Raw genomic sequence first — 25295 nt, forward strand, 5'->3', positions numbered from 1 at the left:
CATCAATGCAGGGGCGTCGCCAAGAGGCCCAAGGCACCAGGTTTTGATCCTGGCATTCGGAGGTTCGAATCCTCCCGCCCCTGCCAATGCGGCTGCGTCCGCGCCTTCCAGCGCATCATCTGCGCGGGACGTGGGAACAGCCGCGGTGTTGTCAGCAGCAGGGGCCGCAGTGGTCCTTGCCGCTACCGGATCCCCGCCACTCGTCCCCGCCCGAGACAATCATGATGCAAGAGTCCCCGAACCTGCTGGTCTTTTCCGGCAACGCCAACAAACGTCTGGCGCAGAACATCTGCAAGGAACTGGGAGTCCGCCCGGGCAAGGCGCTGGTCTCGCACTTCTCCGATGGCGAAGTGCAGGTGGAAATCGAAGAGAACGTCCGCAAGCAGGACGTGTTCGTGATCCAGCCGACCTCGGCGCCGAGCGCGGAAAACCTGATGGAACTGCTGGTGCTGATCGACGCGCTCAAGCGCGCATCGGTGGCCAGCGTGACCGCGGTGGTGCCGTACTTCGGCTACTCGCGCCAGGATCGCCGCATGCGTTCCTCGCGCGTGCCGATCACCGCCAAGCTGGCGGCGAAGATGTTCAGCACCGCCGGCGCTGATCGTGTGCTGACCGTCGACCTGCACGCCGACCAGATCCAGGGTTTCTTCGATATTCCGGTCGACAACGTGTATGCCTCTCCGCTGCTGCTGGCCGACATCTGGCGCGCCTACGGCACCGAGAACCTGATCGTGGTGTCGCCGGACGTGGGCGGCGTGGTCCGTGCCCGCGCAGTGGCCAAGCGCCTGGATGACGCCGACCTGGCGATCATCGACAAGCGCCGTCCGCGCGCCAACGTCTCCACCGTGATGAACATCATCGGTGACGTCGAAGGCAAGACCTGCGTGATGGTCGATGACATCGTCGATACCGCCGGCACCCTGTGCGCCGCTGCCGCTGCCCTGAAGGCGCGCGGTGCGCTCAAGGTCGCCGCCTACTGCACCCACGCGGTGCTGTCGGGCCCGGCGGTGGACAACATCACCAATTCCCAGCTCGATGAGCTGGTGGTGACGGACACCATCCCGCTGAAGGACGCCGCGCGGGTGTGCAGCAAGATCCGCCAGCTGAGCGTGGCGGAAATGCTGGCCGAAACGATGCGCCGCATCGCCTTCGGCGAGTCGGTCAGCTCGCTGTACGTCGATTGATTTTTTCGTCCCCGCCGGCAACGGCAGGGACACACTGGGCACTTCTGGTCGCGGAAGTGCCTTCAACCGCCAAGCCGCAAGGCAAGGCAACAACCGAGTAGTCGAAAATGTCGAAGACCCATGAAATCAAGGTCACCAAGCGTGAACTGCAGCGTAAGGGTGCGAGCCGCCGCCTGCGTACCGCTGGTGTGATCCCGGCGATCGTGTACGGCGGCAACGCCGAACCGGTCGCCATCAGCCTGGACCACAACGAAATCTGGCTGGCCCAGCAGAACGAGTGGTTCTATGCCTCGATCCTGGACCTGAACCTGGACGGCCAGGTGCAGAAGGTGCTGCTGCGTGACATGCAGCGCCATCCGTTCAAGCAGCTGATCATGCACCTGGACTTCCTGCGCGTGAACGAGAACGAGAAGCTGACCGCTTCGGTTCCGCTGCACTTCATCAACGAAGACACCTCGCCGGCTGGTAAGGCTGCCGACGTCGTGGTCGCCCACGAACTGAAGGAAGTGGCCATCACCTGCCTGCCGAAGGACCTGCCGGAGTCGATCGAAGTCGACCTGGGCGAGCTGAAGGCTGGCGACGTTGTGTACCTGTCGGACATCAAGCTGCCGAAGGGCGTGGAAATCCCGGCGCTGGCGCTGGGCAAGGACCACGACGACGCGATCGTCACTGCCAAGCACGGCAAGCAGGATGCTGCCGACGCTGAAGAAGCAGCGGCCGAGTAATACCCCGCGGCGCCTGTCCCTCGGGGCAGGCGCCGTATCTGGATGGAACGATGGCAGGATTGCGACTGATCGTCGGTCTGGGCAACCCCGGATCGGAGCACGCCCGGACCCGGCACAATGCCGGGTTTCATTTCGTTGAGGCCCTGGCTGAAAAGGCCGGTGCGCGATGGAACGTGGACAGCAAGTTGTTTGGCGAGACCGCCAAGGTCGACATCGCTGGGCAGACGGTGTGGCTGCTCAAGCCCGCCACCTTCATGAACCTCAGCGGCAAGTCGGTCACCGCCGCGCAGCGGTTCTGGAAGATCGAGCCGGAGGAGACCCTGCTGGCCCATGACGAACTGGACCTGGCGCCCGGCGTGGCGCGGTTGAAGTTCGACGGTGGCCACGGCGGACAGAACGGCCTGCGTGACACCATCCGGTTGCTCGGCCATGGCAAGTTCCATCGCCTGCGCGTGGGCATCGGCCATCCCGGCCACAAGGACCGCGTGGTGGGCTGGGTGCTGGGACGCCCCTCCAAGGACGATGAAGTACTGATCTCGCGCGCCATCGACGATGCGATCGACGTGCTGCCGTTGGCAGTGCAGGGCGATTTCAGCGAAGCGATGAAGCGGCTGCACACCCCGAAGTAACCCGTTTTGGGTAGGTGCCAACCTTGGTTGGCACAGATGTTGATCGGCAACACCGAGATGGATTGGCCAAGCGGCGCGCGCGCTGTTTCACCAATCACTTTCACCCCAGAGAGCTGTCACCCATGGGTATCAAATGCGGCATCGTCGGCCTGCCCAACGTCGGCAAGTCGACCCTGTTCAACGCGCTGACCAAGGCGGGCATCGCCGCGGCGAACTTCCCGTTCTGCACCATCGAACCGAACGTCGGCATCGTGCCGGTGCCGGATCCGCGTCTGAACGAACTGGCAGCGATCATCAACCCGCAGAAGGTCATCCCGACTGCGGTCGAGTTCGTCGACATTGCCGGCCTGGTGGCCGGTGCCGCCAGCGGCGAAGGGCTGGGCAACAAGTTCCTCGCCCACATCCGCGAAGTGGATGCGATCACCCACGTGGTGCGCTGCTTCGAGAACGCTGACGTCATCCACGTCAACAACAAGGTCGACCCGATCTCGGACATCGACACCATCGATACCGAACTGGCCCTGGCCGACCTGGACAGCGTCGAGAAGGCACTGAACCGTGCCGAGCGTGCGGCCAAGGGCGGCGACAAGGATGCAGCGGCACGCAAGCCGGTGCTGGCCAAGCTGCAGGCCGCGCTGGCCGACGGCAAGGCCGGTCGTTCGGCAGGTCTGGACGAGGAAGAGAAGGCGCTGGTGCGCGATCTGTTCCTGCTGACCCTGAAGCCGGTGATGTACATCGCCAACGTGCTGGAAGACGGTTTCGAGAACAATCCGCACCTGGACGCCGTGCGCGCCCGTGCCGCCGAAGAAGGCGCACAGGTGGTGCCGGTGTCGGCGGCGATCGAAGAAGAGCTGTCGCAGCTGGACGACGAAGACCGCGATACGTTCCTGGCCGACCTCGGCCTGAGCGAGCCGGGCCTGAACCGCGTGATCAACGCGGCCTACAGCCTGCTCGGCCTGCAGACCTACTTCACCGCAGGCGTGAAGGAAGTCCGCGCGTGGACCGTGCGCAAGGGCGCCACCGCGCCGCAGGCTGCCGCAGTCATCCATACCGACTTCGAGAAGGGCTTCATCCGCGCCGAAACCATCGCGTATGACGACTTCATCAAGTACAAGGGTGAAGCTGGCGCCAAGGAAGCCGGTCGCCTGCGCCTGGAAGGCAAGGAATACCGCGTGCAGGAAGGTGACATCCTGCATTTCCGCTTCAACGTCTGATCGACGACGCAGCGCAGTGATTGCCAACAGGGCCCCGCAATGCGGGGTCTTGTTGTATCGGGCGCCTGTCGGAAGGCGCACACGCTGGCAGTGTCATTGCGCATCTGCGCTGCGGAAGCGCCAGCCCGGTGTTGCGGGTGGCGGTGGACATAAATTCACCACGCGTTGAAACGCTTGGCCTGCATGGCTCGCGGCGACTTGTCCACACCAAACCCCCACGGCTTTCCACGTGGCGTGTGGAAAACCAATGAGGCGCCTGGACAAAAAACAGCCACTCCTTGAAACGCTTGCGGCATAACGTTCAAGGTGGGTTGTCCACATCAAGTTCGCATCGCTTTCCACCTGCTGTGTGGAAAACACGCAGCTGCCTGCATCCTGGACGGCCTGGACAAAAAATCGCCAGCGTCGAAAACGCTTGTCGTGCGTGGCTTACGACCACTTGTCCACATCCAACCCCCATCGATTTCCACGCGCGGTGTGGAAAACAACGAGGGGTCCGACGAAGCATCGTCGGACCCCTCGATGGGCTCGCCAGCGGTGCGTCTTACCAGCGGTAGGAGACGCCCAGCTGACCGCTGGTATCGCGGAAGCCCATGCCGCCGGTCTGCCGGCTGATCTCGCCCCAGCCACGCCAGCCGCCCGACAGATTCACCTGCACGCCGGCCTTGGCTTCATAGATGTCACGCGGCAACTGCCGGCGCAGGCGTTCGCCGTCCACGGCGATGGCTGCGTCGTTGCCACCGGACCACCAGTTCACCGCGACGAACGGCTGTACCTGCCCCTGGCCCTGCGTCAGCGAACGCGTGTACAGGCGCAGGCCCACACGCGTGGTGGTGCTGTCCTTGTCGCGACCTTCGACCACCGTGCCATTGGTTTCGACCACGCGGTCGGCATCGTAGCGGCTGTGGATCACCTGCAGCTGTGGCTCCAGGTAGACACCGCGCTGCGCCGTGCGCCGCACCGGCAGCACATAGCCTGCCTCGGCCGAACCGGTCCAGCTGTGCGAGCGATAGTGCTCCTTCTGCAGCCCTTCGCCCTGCACGCTGTTGCGGAACCGCCCGTACTGCAGCCAGCCGTCCACATACGCACCGCTGTCCATCCGTGCGTCCTGCAACCAGGTGGCATACAGGCCCAGGCTGGTGCCCTTGACCACACCGTGCGCGCTGTAACCGGTCACCTGCGAACGGCTGTCGTTGCGTGCCCGACCCTGGCCAGCCATCACACCTGCCTGCAGCTGACCACCGGGATTGGCTTCGAAGCGGCGACCGACACCCAGCAGCACGCTGTTGAGCTGGCTGTCCACATCCACCTGGCGGCCGCGGCTGCCGGGCTGGCTGCTGCGCACCTGTGCCCATGCAATGGCGTCGCTGCCGCCGTCGGTTGCATCGGCAGGATCGCCACTGCGGTCGTACAGGCTGTGCCGGAACATGCCCAGCGCACTGCTCTGGTTGGCCATGTACACCGCCGGCTCCGGACGCTCCACACGCGGTGGGACCGGCGGCAGCGGCGGGTCGACCGGTGGGACCACCGGTGGATCGATCGGTGGATCGATCGGCGGAGCAGGCGGATCAATCGGCGGAGTCGGCGGATCAATCGGCGGCTCCGGCGGATCGGGCGGTTCCGGCGGATCGACCGGCGGTACGTATTCCGAGCGCAGGTACCAGTTGCCGTCGTCCGGGGTGGCGACGCCACCCTTGTACAGGAAGTAGTCGTAAGCGCCGGCCACCGCGCGTCCCTGCAGCGAGAACTGCGCATCGGACTGGCCAGCCACGCTGATCAGGCGGATGCCTTCGCTGGTCAGGGCGCCGGCGCCCCCCGCGTTGCGCACGCTGACAGAGGCCGTGCCACTGCTGTTGCCCTGGATCACCAGCTGATCACCCTGCGAGGCATCGTCGCCCAGCGCGCGGTTGAACAGCCAATGGCCATCGTTGCCGACATAGTCGCCGGTGACGGTCAGGGTCTTGAAGTCGTCGGTGGTGGGCGCGACGAAGGCGATGGTGCCGGCATGGTCCAGCGAGCCGACGCTGGAACTGCCACGTACGTTCCACTGGCTGCTGCCGTCCATCGCCAGCTGCGCGACCTGGTAGCCCGAGTCGTTGCGCAGCGCGCCGTTGAACACGGTGCCGTTGCGCAGCGTCATCTGCACGTTGGCGGTGGCGCTGTCGACCACCACATCGCCGGTCAGGCGGCTGTTGTCGGCAGTGAAAAGAATGTCCGCGGTGGCGACCGAGCTTCCATCGGTGAACACCGTGTCGCTCACCCGCAGCAGGCGGCCACCGTCGACGCTGCCCTGCTGGCGCGCGACGACGTCGGTGTTGTTGAGCGTCAGCTCATGGTTGCTGCCCTGCAGCCACAGCGCAGGACCGTCCTGGGTCTGCAGGCTGCTGTTGTTGAATACCAGACGGTCCCAGTACGGCCCGAACACCGTGATGTAGGAACGATAGGCACCCGAATTCGTCCCCTGTGCCTGGATGCCCAGGTTGTCGGCGGTGAGCTTGGCGGTGTTCATCTGCACGATGCCGAACGAGGAGGCACCCCGCGTGGTGATCGAGCCGCCGTCCAGCTGCGCATCGGCCGTGCTGCCGCCGAGGAAGACGCCGCCGCCACCGGTGCCGTAGGTGGTGATGTCCAGATCCTTGGCACGGATGCGCGAATAGGGCGTCGGTGGATTGCTGCCCGAGGCGCGCAGGCCGTAGACCCCATCGCCGTGGGTATCGATGCTGCCGCCGGTGATCGTGGCGGTACCGCCCCAGACGTCCACGCCATGACCGTAGCCGTTGTCGCCATAGGTGCTGATCGTGGTATCGGTGAGGTCGGCCAGCGAGTCCGCGCCGGACAGCCAGATGCCGGAATAACCATCACGCACGGTGAAGTGGGCGCCGTTCCTTGTGGTCAGCTTGGCCCAGCTGTTGACGTTGACGCCATAGCCGCCGATGGTCTCGAAACGGCCGCCGGTGATGTCGGCGGTGGAGTACACGCGGTTGCCACTGTTGCCGAGCAGATGGATGCTGCCGCCGTTGGTGCTGGCACTGCCTCCGACGATCTGCAGCGTGCCACCGTTGTTGATATCGAAGTAGCCGTTGACCACGTCCACGTCGCGCAGCGACAGCACGCTGCCGCTGCCGTTGGAGGAGACGCGCCCGCTGTAGCCACTGGTGGCTTCGGCGAAGGTCAGCGTCAGCGACTCCAGCGCCAACAGTGCGCCGCCCTCGGCGTACACCGCGCTGTTGGCGCCGTTGTTGATCTCCGTACCGGTCACGTGCAGTTCGCTGCCACGCCCATTGGAGTACAGAGCATGTCCGGCGCTGCTCACACTGCCGCCATTCAACCAGAGCTTGCCACCACCGGTGGCATTGACCGTGCCGTAGCCCGAACCGTTCCGGTAAGCATTGATGACCAGGTTGTTGGCCCGGATCACGCTACCCGCACCGCTGGCGTTCAGCGCATAGCCGACGGGGGTGCTGTCGCCGCCGACCTGCAGGATGCCGCCCTCGATCAGGACGCTGCCACCGGCGCTGGCAAGGATGCCGCTGCCGCCTCCGGTGCTCGCGATCCAGCTGCCATTGACGGTAATGGTGCTGCCGACACCATTGGCCTCCAGGGCGTAGCCGCCGGCACTGTGCGACAGCATGTCGTCGGCGCCCAACTGCAGGCTGCCGCCATCGGTAACCTTCAGCGGCCCCTGCAGTTCGGCCGCGTGCACGGGCAGGGCGGCCCACAGTGCGCTGGCCAGCAGGCTGGGAATCAAGGGGAGGCGCGAAGCGCGCGCGCAGGCAGACGCACGGCGGCGCCGTGGGGGAGAGGCGTTCATGCTGGTGTATTCCTGTGGCAGGGCGCAGCGCGGCTGCGCGATCTGGCGCGGCAGGGCCGCGTCGCTGTGGAAACCGGGTGTGATGGCCGCTGCAGGCGCCATCCGGTTTCGCTCCCGCCGGTAACGCGATGACGATGGGAGATCGTCACCATGGCGGGATGCATCCAGACTAGAAACCAGACCTGTCCGATGGAATCAGGCGTTTCCTAAAGCACTTCGTGCCCTGTGCATGGGCGGGGCACGGTTCAGCGATGTGGAGGCCTCAGCCGAACATCGACGACTGCAGGCAGTACTCGATCAGTGCCTGGTCGCTGTCCACGCCCAGTTTGCGCATCGCGTTGATTTTCTGCGTGCTGACCGTCTTCGCACTGCGCTGCAGCTGGCGGGCGATGTCGCCCACGCTCATGCCGCCGGTGAACAGACGGATGACTTCGAGTTCGCGCGGCGAGAGGCGCGCCAGCACCACCTCGGCATCGGCAGGTTCCGCGGCGGCGACCGGCAGCAGACCGGGAGGGCGGTAGACGCGGTCGGCCAGCACCGTGCGCAGCGCCTGCACCAGGCTGCCCAGGCCGTGGCTCTTGAGCACCACGCCGCTGGCACCGGCTGCATACATGGCCGCCACCAGCGAGGGGTTGGAGACCATCGTCAACACCAGCAGACGCACATCAGGGAAGCTGCGGCGCAGGAACGAGATCAGCTTGATGCCATCGCCGAAGCTGTCACCCCCGGGCATGCTGTAGTCGGTGATCACCGCATGGGGCAGGGTGCTCGTCATCAGCTCGACCAAGGTCGCCGGATCGGCGGCCTCGCCGACCACGTCCAGGTCCAGTTCGCCGGCCAGGACATCGCGGATGCCGGCAAGCACGATCGGGTGGTCGTCAGCGATGAGGATGCGGGTGGTCATGGTGGTGTCGGCTTGCTGGGGGATGAGGGGGCGGCGACGTGCACCAGGGGTTGCAGCAGCCGCCGCAGGCGCCGTTGGAAATGCGCGAGCGCCGTGGCGAGGGCAGGCAACGCGTCGCCGTCGCCGATCTGCTCTTCGATCTGCTGGCCGTGTGCCACCAGTGCCGGTGCGCCAACGATCACCAGTGCGCCGCGGATGCGATGCAGCACCTGTGCCACGCGTTCTGGTGCGGCATCGTCGATCGCCCGCCGCAGGCTGTCCAGGTCGGCCTGCATGGTCTGCACGAACAACGCCTGCATTTTCTCCGGAACCTGCAGTGGCGCATCGGCGTCGTCGTCGATGGGTTCGCTGTGCGGCCGGGCTGCAACCTGGGTCAGCAGGCGCTGCAGTGCTGCCAGGGTGATCGGCTTGACCAGCACCCCCTGCATCCCCGCCTCATGGCAGCGTTGCCGCTCCGCCGGGTCGGCGTTGGCGGTTGCGCCATGGATCGGCACCTCAACCCCACGCGCGCGCAATGCGCGGGCCAGACCGTAACCATCCAGTCCCGGCATGTTGAGGTCGGTCAACACCAGGGCGAAGGGACGCTGCGGCCAATAGTGCAGGGCTTCATTACCATCACTGGCGACCACGGCATGGCAACCGAGCTGCTCCAGCTGGCCACGCAGGATCGCCTGGTTGATCGGGTTGTCTTCGGCGACAAGTACCTGCAGCCCGAACCTGCGTGGCGCCGGCAGGCGTCCGTTGACCTCGGCGGGCAGTGCTTGCCCGGCCGCAGCCACCAGCGCGAGCACGATCGCATCCAGACGATGCACGCCGACCTGCCAATGCCCCTGCACCCGTTGCGGCTGCATTCCACCTTCGCGGCAGGCCACCACCTGCGGTCCACTCCACGTGGGCGTTCCCTCGTCCAGCACAAGGTCGAGCATCACTGTGCCAGGATCGGCAGGCTCCGGCGCATCATCGCGATGCACGCTGGCCTGTGCGCCGCGCTGCTGCAACCGCTCGCATATCGATTGTGCGAACTCGCGGACGCTGCCACGGACCTGCACCGGCAACGCTGCCGGCAATCGCGGTGAAGCCCCCTGCAGCGGATCGGGTGTTGCCTCGGGCAGTGGCAGCTCGACCGAGAAACTGCTGCCCAGCCCGCTTTCGCTGACCACCCGCAGGTGGCCCTCCATCATCGTGGTCAGATGTGCACAGATGGCCAGGCCCAATCCGGTACCCCGCATGGCATCGGTGCCCGGGTTGGCCTGGAAGAAGGGTTCGAACAGATGTGCCTGGTGCTCGCTGGCGATGCCGATGCCGGTATCGGCCACCTGCCAGCGCAGCCAGCAGCGATCATCGATGTGCTGTGCGCCCAGACGCACCACGACCCGGCCGCTGTCGGTGAATTTCAGTGCATTGCTGATCAGGTTGTTGAGGATCTGGCGGATGCGCGCGGCATCACCGTTGACCGTAGCCGGTACATCCGGATCGATGCAGGCGTAGAACTGCAGGCCCTTGTGTGCGGCGGCAGCGGCGTAGGAGTCCAGCGCGTCCTCGGTCAGCCGCACCGGATCGAACGCGCCGGGCTCCAGGCTCAGCTGGTCGGCCTCGGCCTTGCTGACATCCAGGATGTCGCTGATCAGCTGCATCAACGTCGATGACGAGCGCTGGATCGTGTCCAGGTAGTCCTGCTGGCGAGCATCCAGCGGGGTCAGGCCCAGCAGCTCCAGCGTGCCGAGCACGCCGTACAGCGGGGTGCGTATCTCATGGCTCATGGTGGCCAGGAACTGGCTCTTGGCGCGGTTGGCCTGGTCAGCCGCACGCCGTGCCTGCTGCAGCACCTGTTCGGCCTCGTGCTGGCTGCTGAGGTCGATGAACAGGCACAGCACGGCGGGTTCGCCGCGATAGCGCGCGGGCGTCGCGGTGATCAGCAGATGACGGCTGTCCGGCGTGGTGTAGGCCAGGCCGTCGCCCGCCACGGTACCGCCGGCGGCGAGCACGCTGCGCCGCCAAGGCCCGTGCCAGCCACCGTCGTCGTGGTCCTCCCCCAGCCAGTGACGCGCCAGCGCGTTGTCCAGCAGCACGCGGCCATCGGTACGGCGCAGCAGGCACAACCCGATCGGTGCGTTGTCGAGGATGGTGCGGCTGAAGGCTTCGCTTTCCAGCAATCGCGCATGGTTGCGGCGCAGTGGCTCGATCACCGAGCGCCGGTAGGCACGCAGGATCAGCACGCCGCCGGTGGCCAGCAGCAACGCCACCACCATGCTGCCCAGCAGGGGCCCACGCGGGTGCTGGAACACCTGTTGCCAGCCAACGTGATACACCGCCAGCCATCCCTGTTCGCTGCGCATGCGGAACAGCAGGCCGTCCAGACCCGCACGCCAGGACGTGCCGGCGCGGCTGGCATCGCTGGCATCACCCAGCAGCAGGCGGCCGTTGCCATCGAACAGCGACATCCGTTCGAACACCGGTGTACCCATCACCTGGCGGTAGTCATCAACGCGGCCGGGATCCAGCAGGCAGGCCACCGCGGCCAGCGACTCGTCCTCGCTTTCGCCCCACAGGCGGGCATCCTGCGGTGCGTGCGCGATGGCAAGCAGCCGGGTCTGTCCCTCGCGCCAGGCCACCGGTGTCCACACCACGTTGCCGCGCCGCAGCGCTGGCCGTTCGCGCAGGACCTGGTGGATGGCGGTCAGTGCCGGCTGCAGGTGATGCGGGCTGCTCTGGCCGGGATCACCACGCACTGTCTGGATCGGTGCAAGCAGGCCACGGCGGCCCTGGCCATCGACCAGCAGGCACTGCGGAGGCGGAAACCGGGAGGCCGCCCAGAAGGCGCCGTAGAAGCGCAGGAAGCGGTCGCCCAGTTCGGCCGTTGCCTGTGTCGAGGCGCCGCCGTCGGTACCGATGCGCGCGAAACTGGCGAACAACGGGCTCGGCTGTGCACCTGAGGCGGCCTCGTCCACGGGCTGCCCGCGATTGTCCACGTCATGCAGGCGCCATTGCCGCAGGAAGCGATCCTGTTCCTGCAGCGTGCCGTCCAGGCGACGGAAGTGATAGCGGATCTTGCTCTGTTCTTCGTTGAACAGCTGGCTGCCGGTCGAAAGCAGCAGGCCAGCCTGCAGCGTTGCCAGCACCACCACGCCAATCAGCAGCGCATGTACACGCAGGGAGCGGCGGGCGAGTCGACGTACGGGAGCGGCCTCGGCCGGCATGGGCAGGTCTCGGAGCAGTAGGCGGTCGATGGCGGCCCGAAGGGCGCAGGGCACGGCCGGTGCCGCCGCGCAGAGAGGATCGTCAATGACTCTTGATGGGATTGTGAAGCCTTTCAGCGTTGCCTGTCAGCGCGACGCGGCCCGGTTGCTGCCGGCAGCAGCATGGGGAACATCTTCGCCGAGCAGACGGGTGAAGTCGTCCGAGGGCAGCGCCTGCGAAATCAGGAAGCCTTGCACCTGGTTGCAGCCGAGCTGGCGCAGCGCGGCCAGATCGGCATCACTCTCCACGCCTTCGGCAACGATGGTCAGGCCGAGCTGGTTGGCCAGCGCGATCACGGTGGTCAAGGTCAGGTGCAGGGCGGGATCGCGCGCGCAACCGCTGACCAGCGCACGATCGATCTTGACCTCGGTGAAGGGTGTGTTGACCAGGTTGTGCACCGAGCTCAGCCCTTGGCCGAAGTCGTCCTGGGCCAGGCCGAAGCCTTTCATCCGCAACCGGCACGCGCCGGCATAAAAGTCGCTGACGTGGCGGGTGGTGCTGTTCTCCATCAGTTCGAAGCACAGATCAGCCGGATTGCCGCCCGCGGCCAGAGTCAGTGCCAGCAGCTCATCCGGAAGATCGGACTGCTCCAGCAGGTGCGGCGGCAGGTTGATCGATACCGGCACGCGGAATCCCTGGGAGCGCCAGCGCGCCTGAGCCTGGATGCTGGCCGTGAGCATCGCGCGCAGCAGTTCGCCCTCCAGGCCATGACGGCACAGCGCCGGCAGGAAGCTTCCAGGCGCCAGTGTCCCCAGCTGCGGGTGGCGCCAGCGCACCAGTGCCTCGGCGGCGACCACGCGCCCGGACTGCAGCGACTTCTTCGGCTGGAACCAGGCGGTCAGGCTGCCGTCGGCCAGCGCCTGCCGCAGCTGCGCCGCGTCCGGTTCGGGCGTCAGCGCAGCCGGGCTGGTGCGCACCGCTGGCCGGGTCTGCGCCAGTGCATCAAGCAGCGCATCGACATCGCTGGCGGCGACCGGCTTGGCCAACAGGCCGACCACCTCCAGGCCCAGTGATTCGGCCATCAACCGTGCCGAACTCATCATCCGCCGCGAGGCTGCGCTGACTACGGCAAGCCGCGGTGGGCGCGGTTGTGCGGCCAGTGCCTGGATGAACTGGATGCCATCCTGGCCGGGCATCAACAGATCGCTCACCACAAGGTCATAGGCCTGGCAGGCACACAGGGCGATTGCCGCATCCACGTCTTCGCAGGCGTCGACCTGCACACCGGCGCGCGCGCTGAACAGATTGACGAGGTAACCACGTTGGAACGGCTGGTCTTCCAGGATCAGGACACGGCGGGTCATGCAGGATCTCCTTGGCGAACGGCGGAAAGCGCCTGACGCAGGCGTGCGATGTCGATGGGTTTGCTCAGATAGCCCTGCATGCCGCTGGCCAGGCAGCGCTCGCGCTCCTCGGCGGTCGCGTTGGCGGTGGCGCCGATCACCGGCAGCAGATTGCCCTCCGCCCGCAGCCGGCGCGCCAGGGTGTGGCCGTCCATGCGCGGCATGTTGATGTCGGTGACCACCAGGTCGAAGCCATGGGTCTGGCACAGCTGCAACGCCTCGACACCATCCTGCGCAAGCTCCACCTCGCAGCCCAGGGCCTGCAGCTGTTCGGCCAGGATCACCCGGTTGATGGGATTGTCTTCCACGGCCAGCACCCGCAGTCCCAGCGGACCCGGTTGCACATCGCGCGCTGCGGTCGGCAGCGTTGCGCATTGCCGCTGCTGGCGTGCGACCGCCAGGGCGATCGAGGACATGCCGTGCAGGGTGACCAGCAGCGCGCCATCGGCGGTGGCTGCGGGTTGGTCGCCACCGTCGATCGAGGCCAGCACGCGCGGGCCCTGCCAGGCCAACGGTTGTTCCGCCTCGCCATCCATCAGGATTGCGCCGGCGTGGTCGAGCAGGACAGGGTCGCCCTGCAGAGGCTGCGCATTGGCACCCCAGCGGCGCAGCCAGCCACATGCACTGTCGACCAGCTCGCGATCGCGGCCGCGCACGTAGACCGGCGGCTCGGCCAGCAATGCGGGGCCATCCTCGGTCGCGGCCAGCACCGGCAAGGGCAGGCGTACGGTGAAACTGCTGCCCAGTCCCGGTTCGCTGACCACGCGCAGTTCGCCACTCATCAACCGCACCAGGCGGTCGCTGATCGACAGGCCCAGCCCGGTGCCCTGCGCGCTGGCGGCGCCACGGACCTGGCGGAAGGGCTCGAACAGGCGCGCCTGTTCCTCGGTGGCGATGCCCACGCCGGTATCGGTGACCTGCCAGGCCAGTACGCTCGACTCGCCTTCGCGCTGCACCAGTCGCACGCGCAGCACTACCCGGCCATGCTCGGTGAACTTGATGGCGTTGCTGAGCAGGTTGCCCAGCACCTGGCGGATCCGGTCGGCATCGCCGAGCACCCGTGTCGGCAACCGTGGGTCGGTGCAGACCAGTACCTGCAGGCCCTTGCGCGTCGCCGCCGCGGCGAAGCTGCGCAGCACGCTCTCGGTCAGCTCGCGCGGCGAAAACGATGTCGGCTCCAGGCTCAGCTGGCCCGACTCGATCTTGGACACATCCAGCACATCGCTGATCAGTTGCAGCAGCACCGATGAGGAACTCTCGATGGTGCGCAGGTACTGCGACTGGCGTGCATCCAGCGGCGTGCGGCCGAGCAGCTCCAGCGTTCCAAGCACCCCGTACAGCGGGGTGCGGATTTCATGGCTCATGGTCGCCAGGAACGCGCTCTTGGCCTGGTTGGCGGCGTCGGCTGCCTGCCGTGCCGACGACAGCGCCGCCTGTGCCTGCCGATGGCGTGAGATGTCATGGAACACGCACAGCAGTACATCGTCATCCTGGTAGCGGCAGGCGGCATGCAGTACCTGCAGCTGGCGACCGTCGCGCGCGGTGAACTCCAGCCCGCGACCGCGTTCGCCGGCATGTCCGCGCCACGGTGCCTGCCAATCGCTGTCGGTGCCATCCTCGCCCAGCCAGTCACGCAGCAGCTGGTTGGACAGCAGCAGTTGGCGGTCGCTGCGACGCAGGACACAGATGCCGACCGGCGCCAGGTCGATCACCGTCGAACTGAAATCCAGGCTTTCCAGCAGCCGCCGGTGCTGCAGCAGCGCCGGTTGGATCAACTGGCGGTCGACGCGATGCCGCAGCAGACGCAGGGCGACGCCGGCCAGCAGAAGCAACGCACTGCTGATCAGCAACGAGGTCGCCATGTCACCGAGCAGCAGGCGCGGAGGCAGGTGATAGACCAGCCGCCAGCCGTCATTGCCTACCCCCTTCACCAGGGCCACGCCGCGCGGCAGGCCCGTGCTCCAGAGCACGCCGAAACTGTCGTCCTGGCGCTGCTGCAGTGCTTTCCAGCCTGCGCTGTCCAGGCGTGGAGCCAGGCTCGACAGGGCGGGCTGCCCGTCGCGGTCCAGCAGGGCGTAGCCGCCGATACCCTGGCCATCGATCATGTCCGAAGCGGCCGCACTGTCCAGCAGCAGCATCAGCCACTGGCTCGGCTGCGCTCCGGTCTGTACCGGTTGTGCCAGGGCGACGCCGGCATCGCCCGCGCGCAGCCAGTACACCGGATCGGTACCGGCAAGCGTGCCACTGCGCTGCCGCAGCACCTGCAACGTGGGCAGGCCGGCGATGTCCACGTCGGCCTGGCCGCCCGCCAGCCAATGCGTTCCCTGCGCATCGACCAGCAGCAGATGGGTCTGCAGGGTCTGCAGCGTGTGCTCTGCGCGCGGTGACAGCAGCAGGCGCTGGCCGGGCTTGCCGCCCGGCCCGTCCAAGGGCAGCTGGCGTACGCCCTCGCTGGACGGCACCGACGGATCGCCCACCACCACCGAATCGCCCAGATAGCGCAGCAGGGCCTCGCGCTGGTCGAAGTAGATCTGTGCCTTGTACGCGGCGGCATTCATGTCGCGGCGGTGGCTGGAGATATCTTCGGTCAACGCCGTCAGCAGATAGAAGCCGGTGGCGGCCGCCAGGCACAGGAACACGCACACCGTCAGCCAGCGCAGCAGCACCGAAGCGGTGGTCGGCGGCGCGACCAGGGGCAGGGAAGGGCGAGGGAATCGGAACATGCACCGATCCTAGGGAGGACGGTCACCCGCCCGGAATCAGCCATGTCCTAAAAAGCGGCCTGCTTCCCGTGCAGGAGACTACCGGCGGGGAACCGTTCAGGCTGGCGCTGGCGATCAAAAAAAAGACCCCCGCCGAAGCGGGGGTCTGTATCGTGCAGCCAGCAGGGGCGCCCTTACAGCGCGCTGCCGCCGAACTTGTGCGTGTACTGCAGGTTGATGGTGCGGCCGACGCTGTCGAACCAGGACACGTCGTAGTACGGGTACGCCGTATAGGTCTTGTCCTTCGGCGGCATCTTGTTGAACACATTGACCACCGACAGCGACAACCGCGAGTGATCGTCGAAGCGGTACTGCAGCGAGGCGTTGTAGCGGTAGGTTGCCTTGATCCACGGGCTGTCGCCGCTTTCCTCGTCGAACACCTGGTCGTAGCTGTCCGAGGTTGGCAGCTTGCCCAGGCGCGAGCCGTACACGGTGGCCGACCACGCATCCTTCTCCCAGGTCACGCTGACACTGGTCTTGGTGCGGGGAATATCAAAGCCACTGTTGATCGCGAACTGGTCTTCGGTCACATCACCGGCATAGCGCTGGAAGTCATGCTTCTTCACCCAGGTGTGGGTGCCATTGAAGATGAAGTCGCCGATGCCGGTCTGCAGGCGGTAGCGCAGGCCGACGTCGACGCCGGAGGTGGACTCGCGCGCAACGTTGATCGGGTTCACATGCACGCCATACAGGCGGCCATCGGCAGTGCGGGTGATGCGGGCCAGGGCGTCCACGCAGGTCGGCGAACCGATGTCGGCGCTGCCCAGCCGGCAGTTCGCTTCGCTGGCCAGGATCGTGCGCACGTCCATGTCCTGCACCTGGTCGCGCATGTCGATGTTGAACCAGTCGGCCGACAGGTCCAGGCCGGCGGCCGGCGACCACACGAAGCCAGCGCTCCAGGAGGTGCTGGTTTCCGGGTCCAGCTCGCGGTTGCCACTGCGGCTGCGGATCACGTTGCGCTCGTAATCGGCGCAATCATCGGCGGCATCGGCGCGGCAGTTGTACAGATCTTCCGCGCTGGTCTCGTCGTTGCCCGGGCCGGCGAACACGTAGTGCAGGTCCGGTGCGCGGAACGCGGTGCCGTACGAGCCGCGCACCAGCAGCGTGTCGATCGGACGCCATTCCAGGCCGCCGCTCCAGGTTGCCTTGCCGATGGTGTGGCCCGAATAGCGGTACTGGTCGTAACGGCCGGCCACGCTCAGGTTGACCGTTTCATGCAGCGGCATGCGCAGCTCGGCGGCGGTCGCCCAGCGGTTGCGCGACCCCTTGCCGTCCGAATCCTTCCAGCTGTAGTAGTAATAGCCCGTCGCCAGCGGATCGGGATTGAGCGCATAGGCCTGCTGGCCCACTTCCACCGTCGCGGCAAAGCCGGCATCGCCACCGGGCAGGGTGAACAGCGAACCATTGGTCAGCGTCAGCGCCGCCGTCTCGGTGCGCGACTTCGGCGTATAGGTGGTGCGTGCGGCGATCGAATCGTACTCGGCACGGGTCAGCGGCCGGTACAGGCGCGACGGATCGGCGTTGTAGATCGGGAAGCCGTCATCGTCCTCGCCCAGCTGCGGGCCCAGGAAGAGGTCGTTGGCCTTGGACGCGATGATCTGCGCCCAGCTGATCCGCGACTGGTATTGCGAATGGCTCAGTGACGCTTCGTAGTCCCAGCTGCCGGTCAGGTTGCCCTTGAAGCCGGTGGTCACGCTGAAGGTCTTCTGCGTGCTGCGCACCATTGCATTGTCCAGCCCACCCATTTCCTCGGGCGAGAACTGGCGCTGCCAGAACTCGATCTCGCCGGTCGCTTCATTGTTGAAGTAACCCGACTCGTCGCCGTCGGCGGCCATGCGGCCCCACTTGGTGACATCGCGCATCAGCGACATCGTGTGGTAGCCCAGCTGCACGTCGGCGAACCACTGCTGGCCGTTGTCGAAGTCGTAGCTGAGCGAGGCATAGCCGTTGGCACCGCGACGCTTGCTGAGGATCGTGCCGTAGCCAATCGCGCTGTCGCTGCCGCAGTAGTAGCCGTAGCGCGGGCGGAACGCGCGGTAGGTGCTGCCCTGGTTCTGCGCCGACAGTGCATCACAGGTCGCTGCGCCCGGGTCCAGGTAGTCATCGTTGTAGTCGGTGCGCAGGTAGGAACGACGGGCGATGCGCGCGCCTTCGGTCGGGCCGTCCTGGGTCGAGTCCTGGATGTCGCGGTCGTAGGCCCACAGCGGCGTCTGCGACTGCAGTTCGACGCTGTACACCGCGTTGAAGTTGCCGCTGCTGAAGCCGCTGGCCAGGCTCATGTCGAACGACTCGCCACCGCCTTCGGTGGTGGTGCCCATGCGCATGTCGATGGTGGTGCCATCGGCCTTCTTCTTCAGGATGAAATTGACCACGCCGGCGATCGCATCCGAACCGTAGATCGCCGACGCGCTGCCGGTCAGCACTTCAATGCGGTCGATCATGCCCAGCGGAATGTTGGACACATCGGTGAAGTTGCTGCGGCCCTTGAACGGCATCGGGAAGTCGGCGATGCGACGGCCGTTGACCAGCACCAGGGTGTGGTTCGGCCCCAGCCCACGCAGGTCGACCTGCTGCGCACCCGGCGAGAAGTCGGCGCCACCGGAGGACTGCTGGCTCTGCGTCTCACCGCCGTTCTGGGTCATCGCGCGCAGCACGTCCGGCACGGTGGTGAAGCCGCTGGAGCGGATCTGCTCTGCGTTGATGACAGTGATCGGCGCCGGTCCTTCCACCTGGGCGCGCGGGATGCGTGAGCCGGTCACCTGCACCACATCCAGCTGTTGTACCGAAGAGGAAGCGGGAGTCTGCGCCGCCGCCGAAGCAGCAACGCCCATCAACGCCAGCTGGATCGACCACGCCATCGCCTGTCTACGCATGAGAAATTCTCGGAAGTAATGCCGGCCCGCAGAGGAGGGGCCCTGTCCCCCATTCACATTTCAGGAATGGGCGCGCGCATTTAACGCCTTTTTTATGTCCTTGACTACTGGGGATATGTCTGGCAAAGAGTGAAAACGGTTGCAAGTCGTTTTTGTTCAGGGAGATCAAGATGCGACGCCTTCGCTACGGGCTGCGTGGCCCGCTCCTCGCCTTGGTGCTGTCGGCGCTCTGCTGGACATCGCCTGTGGCGGCACAGGAACTGATGGACCCCGGCTTCGCCTATTACGAAGTGGGTGATCTGGATGCGCCGCGGCCCGGTCCGCGAGCCCCTGCGATTATGCTGATGGGGGGCGGCGAATGGGTGCCTGAAGCCTTCCAGTGGTGGCTGCGCCAGGCCGGCAATGGCCGTGTGCTGATCCTGCGCGCCTCCGGCACCGATGAGCTGCAGGACCGTCTGTACCGGGAGATTGGCGGTACTACCGCAGTGCAGACCCTGGTGTTCGACAACCGCCGCGGTGCCGACGACCCGGCTGTGCTGCGGGTCGTGGCTGCGGCCGATGCGATCTTCATCGCCGGCGGTGATCAGTCCCGCTACATCCGCTTCTGGAAGGGCACCGCGCTCAATCGCGCGCTGAATGCCCACGTGCGCGCCGGCAAGCCGATTGCCGGTACCAGCGCCGGGCTGGCCATCCTCGGCGGCTACGCCTATGGCGCGCTGGATGGCGGCAGCATCGATTCGGCCAGCGCCATGGCCGACCCGATGGGCGAGGCCGTGACCCTGGACCGCGGCTTCCTGCAGTTGCCCTACCTGCAGCGGGTGGTCACCGACACCCACTTCGACAAGCGCGACCGTCTCGGCCGCCTGATCGTGTTCGTGGCCCGCGCCGCGCATGACAGTGGTGACCCGGACATGGTCGGCATCGGCGTCGACGAAGATACGGCCCTGTGCGTGGAGCCTGATGGCCAGGCCCAGGTCTACAGCGCCGACGGCGAAGGCAAGGTCTGGGTGGTCAGCCCCGGACGCGATGCCGACCGGCTGGTGGAAGGTGAACCCCTGCGCTTCCACGCGGTGCCGGTCACCGTGGTTGCCAGCGGCAGTCGCATGCGCCTGGACGACCTGCAGGCCGAGGCGGCCTACGAGGCCTTGGCTGACATCAGCGACGGCGAGATTGAAGTCATCCGCCAATGATCCGGTAGCGCCGGGCCATGCCCGGCGGATGCCGCGGCGCTGTGCCTTCCACCGGGCATGGCCCGGCGCTACCGTGCAATCCAATCCCTTTCCTGCTGGAGATCTGCTTCCATGAAACTGCGCCTGGCGCTGTCCGCGCTGTTGTCCCTGCCACTGCTGGCCCAGGCCGCACCCGCGGCATCACCGCTGCTGGTCATCCACGGCGGTGCCGGCGTGGAGCGCAAGGATCTCTCTGCGGCGGAAGAACAGGCCGCGCGCGCTGCGCTGAAGGCGGCATTGCTGAAGGGCCATGCCGAACTTGCAGCCGGGCGTCCAGCATTGGCGGCGGTCACTGCTGCGATCACCGTGCTCGAGGATGATCCGACCTTCAACGCGGGCAAGGGCGCTGTGTTCACCCATGAGGGCCGCAATGAACTGGACGCGGCGGTCATGGATGGCGCCACCCAGGCAGCCGGCGCAGTGGCCGGCGTGCAGCGCGTGCGCAACCCGATCCTCCTCGCGCAGACGGTGATGCAGAAGTCCAGGCACGTGATGATGGTGGGGCAGGGCGCCGAAGCCTTTGCCACCGAACAGGGCGTGACCCTGGTCGACCCCGCCTACTTCCGCACCGACAAGCGATGGCAGCAGCTGCAGCGTGCATTGAAGGAAGAGGCGAGCGGGCAAGCGCATGCCGACCTGGAAACCGCAAAGCACTTCGGCACGGTCGGTGCGGTCGCCCTGGATGCACAGGGGCATCTTGCTGCAGGCACTTCCACCGGCGGCATGACCAACAAGCGCTACGGACGTGTCGGTGATTCCCCGATCATCGGTGCCGGCACCTGGGCTGATGCGCGTTGTGCGGTGTCGGGTACGGGTTGGGGCGAGTACTACATCCGCACCGCGGCAGCCCATGAGATCTGCGCGCGCATGCGTTACCTCGCTCAATCGCCGGAACAGGCGGGCAAGGGCGTGATCAACGACGCGATTCCGCAGATGGGCGGCGACGGCGGGGCGATCGTGCTCTCCGCAGACGGAAAAGCTGCAACGCCGTTCAACACCCAGGGCATGTATCGGGGCTGGATCGGGGCCGATGGCGTTGCCCATGTGGCCATCTTTGCCGACGAGACAATCGCACTGCCCTGAGCAGACCCTTGCGTATCAAGGGGTTTGCGACGCGCGTGAAAAAAAGTGAAAAAAAGCGTTGACAGACCCCCGCTTCATCTCCAGAATTGCGGGCTCACCACCACACACCGCAACGCTTCGGCGGCACGGGACGGGGTGGTAAAAGGAGGGATACCCAAGCGGCCAACGGGGGCAGACTGTAAATCTGCTGGCTTACGCCTTCGGTGGTTCGAATCCACCTCCCTCCACCAGCTTCACGTTGTGGCACATTCCCGGTGCGGGAGTAGTTCAATGGTAGAACCTCAGCCTTCCAAGCTGATGGTGCGGGTTCGATCCCCGTCTCCCGCTCCATTGAGTGAACTTTGAATATTATCGAGTTCATGCCATAATGCAAAACTCGCTCACATAGCTCAGTCGGTAGAGCACTTCCTTGGTAAGGAAGAGGTCGAAGGTTCGATTCCTTTTGTGAGCACCATCTTCAGCACCACACCAGACGAATTCGAGATAAGCAGCCATGGCCAAGGGTAAGTTCGAGCGCACCAAGCCGCACGTCAACGTCGGCACCATCGGTCACGTCGACCACGGCAAGACCACGCTGACCGCCGCACTGACCAAGATCGGTGCAGAGCGCTTCGGTGGCGAGTTCAAGGATTACTCCGCGATCGACGCCGCGCCGGAAGAAAAGGCACGTGGCATCACGATCTCGACCGCGCACGTCGAATACGAATCCGTCAATCGTCATTACGCACACGTCGATTGCCCGGGCCATGCTGACTACGTCAAGAACATGATCACCGGCGCTGCCCAGATGGACGGCGCGATCCTGGTGTGCTCGGCCGCTGACGGCCCGATGCCGCAGACCCGCGAGCACATCCTGCTGTCGCGTCAGGTCGGCGTGCCGTACATCGTCGTGTTCCTGAACAAGGCCGACATGGTTGACGATGCCGAGCTGCTGGAACTGGTCGAAATGGAAGTCCGCGAGCTGCTGAGCAAGTACGACTTCCCGGGCGACGACACCCCGATCATCTCGGGTTCGGCCCGTCTGGCGCTGGAAGGCGACCAGAGCGACATCGGCGTGCCGGCCGTCATCAAGCTGGTCGAGGCGCTGGACACCTGGATTCCGACCCCGGAGCGTGACGTCGACAAGGCATTCCTGATGCCGGTCGAAGACGTGTTCTCGATCTCGGGCCGCGGCACCGTGGTGACCGGTCGTATCGAGCGCGGCGTGATCAAGGTCGGCGAAGAAATCGAAATCGTCGGCATCCGTCCGGTGCAGAAGACCACCGTGACCGGCGTGGAAATGTTCCGCAAGTTGCTGGACCAGGGTCAGGCAGGCGACAACGCCGGTCTGCTGCTGCGCGGCACCAAGCGTGACGACGTCGAGCGTGGCCAGGTTCTGGCCAAGCCGGGTTCGATCAAGCCGCACACCAAGTTCGACGCCGAAGTCTACGTCCTGTCGAAGGACGAAGGCGGCCGTCACACCCCGTTCTTCAAGGGCTACCGTCCGCAGTTCTACTTCCGTACCACCGACATCACCGGTGCGGTCGAGCTGCCGGAAGGCGTCGAGATGGTGATGCCGGGCGACAACATCAAGATGGTTGTCACCCTGATCAACCCGGTCGCCATGGACGCCGGCCTGCGCTTCGCAATCCGCGAAGGTGGCCGTACCGTCGGTGCTGGCGTGGTTGCCAACATCCTCGAGTAAGCCTGCATGCCGGCGGTCGCATAGCGCTGCCGGTCTGGCGAGTGGCGGGCCGGGAACCTCGGTCCGCCTTCGCCGTCTAAGGGAAGGCAAGTTTTCTACGTACGCCAGTAGCTCAATTGGCAGAGCAGCGGTCTCCAAAACCGCAGGTTGGGGGTTCGAGTCCCTCCTGGCGTGCCATCTGCCCACCTTACCCAGCGGCCCTGCCGCTAAAGCAGACACAGCCTGATGAATAGCAAGATCGAACATTCCAAGGACACCTCCGCGCAAGGCGGGGATATCGTCAAGTACGTCCTCGCATCGTTGCTGGTGCTGGCAGGTCTGTTCGTCTGGTTCTGGTTCTCCGCCGACTCCGGTCGCGCTGCCCAGCTGGGCACGTGGGCGGGTCAGCTGCGTGCGTTGGCGGTCGTGGTCGGCCTGGTTGGCGGTATCGGCGTGTTCATGCTGACCGGCAAGGGGCGCGACACCCGCGAATTCCTCTCCGAGTCGCGTTTCGAACTGCGTAAAGTGGTTTGGCCGACCCGTCAGGAAGCCATTCGCATGACCTGGGTGGTGATTGTCGTCGTCCTGATCCTCAGCTTGCTGCTGGGTGGGTTCGACTTCTTCATCCAGAAACTGACTCAGTGGTTCCTGAGCCGCTAAGGAGAAATGCATGAAGCGTTGGTACGTCGTTCACGCCTATTCGGGCTTCGAGAAGTCGGTGGCGCAGGCTCTGCGCGATCGCATCGTCCGTGACGGCATGGAAGAGCGCTTCGGCGACGTCCTGGTTCCGACCGAGGAAGTGATCGAAATGCGCGCCGGCCAGAAGCGCCGTTCCGAGCGCAAGTTCTTCCCGGGTTACGTGCTGGTCCAGATCGAGACCCACGAAGAAGCGGGTATTCCGCGCATCGACAACGAAAGCTGGCACCTGGTCAAGGAAACCCCGCGCGTCATGGGCTTCATCGGCGGAACCGCCGATCGTCCGCTGCCGATCGCAGATTCCGAGGCCGAAGCGATCCTGAACCGTGTCCAGGAAGGCGTCGAGAAGCCGCGTCCGAAGGTGCTGTTCGAGCCGGGCCAGATGGTCCGCGTCACCGAGGGTCCGTTCAACGACTTCAACGGTGTCGTCGAAGAAGTCAACTACGAGAAGAGCCGTCTGCGCGTCTCGGTGCTGATCTTCGGTCGCGCCACCCCGGTCGAGCTCGAGTTCGGTCAGGTCGAAAAGGCCGTCTGATCTGTATTCACATGCCGCTTCAGGCATGTGAAGAAAAAACCTGATATGCTGCGCGGCTCCCGTTGGGAAGCTGGCGGGACGAGGCCACCGAAAGGTGGCCTTCGGCATGATTTCAAAACGCGATGCCGGGACGCGTGATTCCCGGTCCGATGGGGAGCCTGTTGTCGCAAGGCGCTAGCACCCGGAGAGTACTCACATGGCAAAGAAAGTTGTCGGTTATATCAAGCTGCAGGTGAAGGCCGGTCAGGCCAACCCCTCGCCGCCGGTCGGTCCTGCGCTGGGTCAGCGCGGCCTGAACATCATGGAATTCTGCAAGGCCTTCAATGCCGCCACGCAGAAGCTCGAGCCGGGTCTGCCGGTTCCGGTGATCATCACGGCCTATTCGGACCGTACGTTCACCTTCATCACCAAGAGCACTCCGGCCACCACGCTGCTGAAGAAGGCCGCTGGCATCTCGTCGGGCTCCAAGCGCCCGAACACCGAGAAGGTCGGCAAGGTCACCCGTAAGCAGCTGGAAGAGATCGCCAAGGCGAAGGAACCGGATCTGACTGCCGCCGACCTGGACGCCGCCGTGCGTACCATCGCTGGCTCTGCCCGTTCCATGGGCCTCGTGGTGGAGGGTTAATCAGATGGCACAGAACAAGCGCGAAAAGGCCATCAAGGCCGCCGTTGTCCCGGGTAAGGCGTATGCCTTCGAGGACGCAATCAACATCCTGAAGACCGCCACCAAGGCCAAGTTCGTCGAGTCGATCGACGTTGCTGTGCGCCTGGGCGTCGACGCGAAGAAGTCCGACCAGCAGGTCCGTGGCTCCACCGTGCTGCCGGCTGGTACCGGCAAGTCGGTCCGCGTCGCTGTCTTCGCTCCGGCCGGTGCCAAGGCTGATGAAGCCCTGGCCGCTGGTGCCGAAGCCGTCGGTATGGACGACCTGGCCGAGAAGATGCAGGCCGGCGATCTGAACTACGACGTCGTGATCGCGACCCCGGACGCAATGCGCGTCGTCGGTAAGCTGGGTACCGTGCTGGGCCCGCGCGGCCTGATGCCGAACCCGAAGGTCGGCACCGTCTCCCCGAACCCGGGTGAGGCTGTGAAGAATGCCAAGTCGGGTCAGGTGCGTTACCGCACCGACAAGGCCGGCATCATCCACTGCACCATCGGCAAGGCCGACTTCGCCGAAGACGCGCTGAAGTCGAACCTGACCGCGCTGCTGCTGGACCTGATCAAGGCCAAGCCGGCCACCTCGAAGGGCCTGTACCTGCAGAAGGTGTCGGTCAGCTCGACGATGGGCCCGGGCGTCACCGTCGACCAGTCGTCGCTGAGCCTGAAGTAATCGTTTCAAGCGATCGCGGGTCCCTCGGGTCCCGCGGTCGTGACATTTGAAGGCATCGCCGGCAACCCATCGCCGGTGG

At 65.7% G+C, this 25295-nt stretch carries 17 protein-coding genes and 5 tRNA genes; 16 read left to right on the plus strand and 6 right to left on the minus strand.

Annotated features, from left to right (window positions below):
- The first annotated feature begins 9 nt into the window (after positions 1-9).
- From CR156_RS01035 to ychF, 5 genes are all read left to right on the plus strand, one after another.
- A tRNA-Gln gene (locus CR156_RS01035) sits at positions 10-86 on the plus strand.
- A 138-nt stretch (positions 87-224) separates the two neighbouring features.
- Positions 225-1184, plus strand: a complete 960-nt coding sequence (locus tag CR156_RS01040) for a ribose-phosphate diphosphokinase (RefSeq protein ID WP_025879147.1) — start codon at positions 225-227, stop codon at positions 1182-1184.
- A 107-nt stretch (positions 1185-1291) separates the two neighbouring features.
- On the plus strand, positions 1292-1909 hold the full coding sequence (locus CR156_RS01045) for a 50S ribosomal protein L25/general stress protein Ctc (RefSeq protein ID WP_100551634.1): 618 nt from the start codon (positions 1292-1294) through the stop codon (positions 1907-1909).
- Between the two features lie 50 nt (positions 1910-1959).
- Positions 1960-2538, plus strand: a complete 579-nt coding sequence (gene pth, locus CR156_RS01050; RefSeq protein WP_089238967.1) for an aminoacyl-tRNA hydrolase — start codon at positions 1960-1962, stop codon at positions 2536-2538.
- A gap of 122 nt (positions 2539-2660) precedes the next feature.
- Entirely contained in the window at positions 2661-3752 is a 1092-nt protein-coding gene (ychF, locus tag CR156_RS01055) for a redox-regulated ATPase YchF (RefSeq protein ID WP_089238969.1), read from the plus strand.
- Positions 3753-4296: 544 nt separating this feature from the next.
- Here the strand turns inward: ychF and CR156_RS01060 are convergent.
- The 6 genes from CR156_RS01060 to CR156_RS01085 form a co-directional block, all read right to left on the minus strand.
- Entirely contained in the window at positions 4297-7563 is a 3267-nt protein-coding gene (locus CR156_RS01060; protein WP_100554051.1) for an autotransporter family protein, read from the minus strand.
- 262 nt (positions 7564-7825) lie between these two features.
- The gene (locus CR156_RS01065; RefSeq protein WP_099819128.1) at positions 7826-8467 is read right to left on the minus strand and encodes a response regulator transcription factor; all 642 of its coding nucleotides are present in this window, start codon (positions 8465-8467) and stop codon (positions 7826-7828) included.
- Entirely contained in the window at positions 8464-11664 is a 3201-nt protein-coding gene (locus tag CR156_RS01070; protein ID WP_100551635.1) for a hybrid sensor histidine kinase/response regulator, read from the minus strand. The genes CR156_RS01065 and CR156_RS01070 overlap by 4 nt, the downstream gene beginning before the upstream one ends.
- A 126-nt stretch (positions 11665-11790) precedes the next feature.
- Positions 11791-13008, minus strand: coding sequence for an EAL domain-containing response regulator (locus CR156_RS01075; protein ID WP_100551636.1), 1218 nt, complete (start codon positions 13006-13008; stop codon positions 11791-11793).
- Complete coding sequence (locus CR156_RS01080; protein ID WP_100551637.1) at positions 13005-15770, minus strand: response regulator; 2766 nt, start codon at positions 15768-15770, stop codon at positions 13005-13007. Before CR156_RS01080 ends, CR156_RS01075 begins: the two co-directional genes overlap by 4 nt.
- 173 nt (positions 15771-15943) lie before the next feature.
- Complete coding sequence (locus CR156_RS01085; protein ID WP_100551638.1) at positions 15944-18682, minus strand: TonB-dependent receptor plug domain-containing protein; 2739 nt, start codon at positions 18680-18682, stop codon at positions 15944-15946.
- Positions 18683-18852: 170 nt separating this feature from the next.
- Here CR156_RS01085 and CR156_RS01090 point away from each other — a divergent pair, with 170 nt between their 5' ends.
- The 11 genes from CR156_RS01090 to rplA all read left to right on the plus strand — a co-directional run bounded on the left by CR156_RS01090 (position 18853) and on the right by rplA (position 25216).
- The gene (locus CR156_RS01090; protein WP_100551639.1) at positions 18853-19872 is read left to right on the plus strand and encodes a cyanophycinase; all 1020 of its coding nucleotides are present in this window, start codon (positions 18853-18855) and stop codon (positions 19870-19872) included.
- Positions 19873-19983: 111 nt separating this feature from the next.
- On the plus strand, positions 19984-20994 hold the full coding sequence (locus CR156_RS01095) for an isoaspartyl peptidase/L-asparaginase family protein (protein WP_100551640.1): 1011 nt from the start codon (positions 19984-19986) through the stop codon (positions 20992-20994).
- A 144-nt stretch (positions 20995-21138) separates the two neighbouring features.
- Positions 21139-21224, plus strand: a tRNA-Tyr gene (locus tag CR156_RS01100).
- A 26-nt stretch (positions 21225-21250) separates the two neighbouring features.
- A tRNA-Gly gene (locus CR156_RS01105) sits at positions 21251-21324 on the plus strand.
- Between the two features lie 48 nt (positions 21325-21372).
- A tRNA-Thr gene (locus tag CR156_RS01110) sits at positions 21373-21448 on the plus strand.
- 39 nt (positions 21449-21487) lie between these two features.
- Positions 21488-22678, plus strand: coding sequence for an elongation factor Tu (gene tuf / locus CR156_RS01115; RefSeq protein WP_100551641.1), 1191 nt, complete (start codon positions 21488-21490; stop codon positions 22676-22678).
- A gap of 101 nt (positions 22679-22779) precedes the next feature.
- Positions 22780-22855: transfer RNA gene (locus tag CR156_RS01120), tRNA-Trp, on the plus strand.
- 48 nt (positions 22856-22903) lie between these two features.
- Positions 22904-23317, plus strand: a complete 414-nt coding sequence (gene secE, locus CR156_RS01125) for a preprotein translocase subunit SecE (RefSeq protein ID WP_089238987.1) — start codon at positions 22904-22906, stop codon at positions 23315-23317.
- A 10-nt stretch (positions 23318-23327) separates the two neighbouring features.
- Positions 23328-23888, plus strand: a complete 561-nt coding sequence (gene nusG / locus CR156_RS01130; RefSeq protein WP_025879350.1) for a transcription termination/antitermination protein NusG — start codon at positions 23328-23330, stop codon at positions 23886-23888.
- A 196-nt stretch (positions 23889-24084) separates the two neighbouring features.
- The gene (gene rplK, locus CR156_RS01135) at positions 24085-24513 is read left to right on the plus strand and encodes a 50S ribosomal protein L11 (protein WP_004145248.1); all 429 of its coding nucleotides are present in this window, start codon (positions 24085-24087) and stop codon (positions 24511-24513) included.
- Positions 24514-24517: 4 nt separating this feature from the next.
- Positions 24518-25216 (plus strand): 50S ribosomal protein L1, encoded by a 699-nt coding sequence (gene rplA / locus CR156_RS01140; RefSeq protein ID WP_089238989.1) that lies wholly within the window; start codon positions 24518-24520, stop codon positions 25214-25216.
- Positions 25217-25295: the final 79 nt, after the last annotated feature.

Source organism: Stenotrophomonas lactitubi, assembly GCF_002803515.1.
Classification (GTDB): Bacteria; Pseudomonadota; Gammaproteobacteria; order Xanthomonadales; family Xanthomonadaceae; genus Stenotrophomonas; species Stenotrophomonas lactitubi.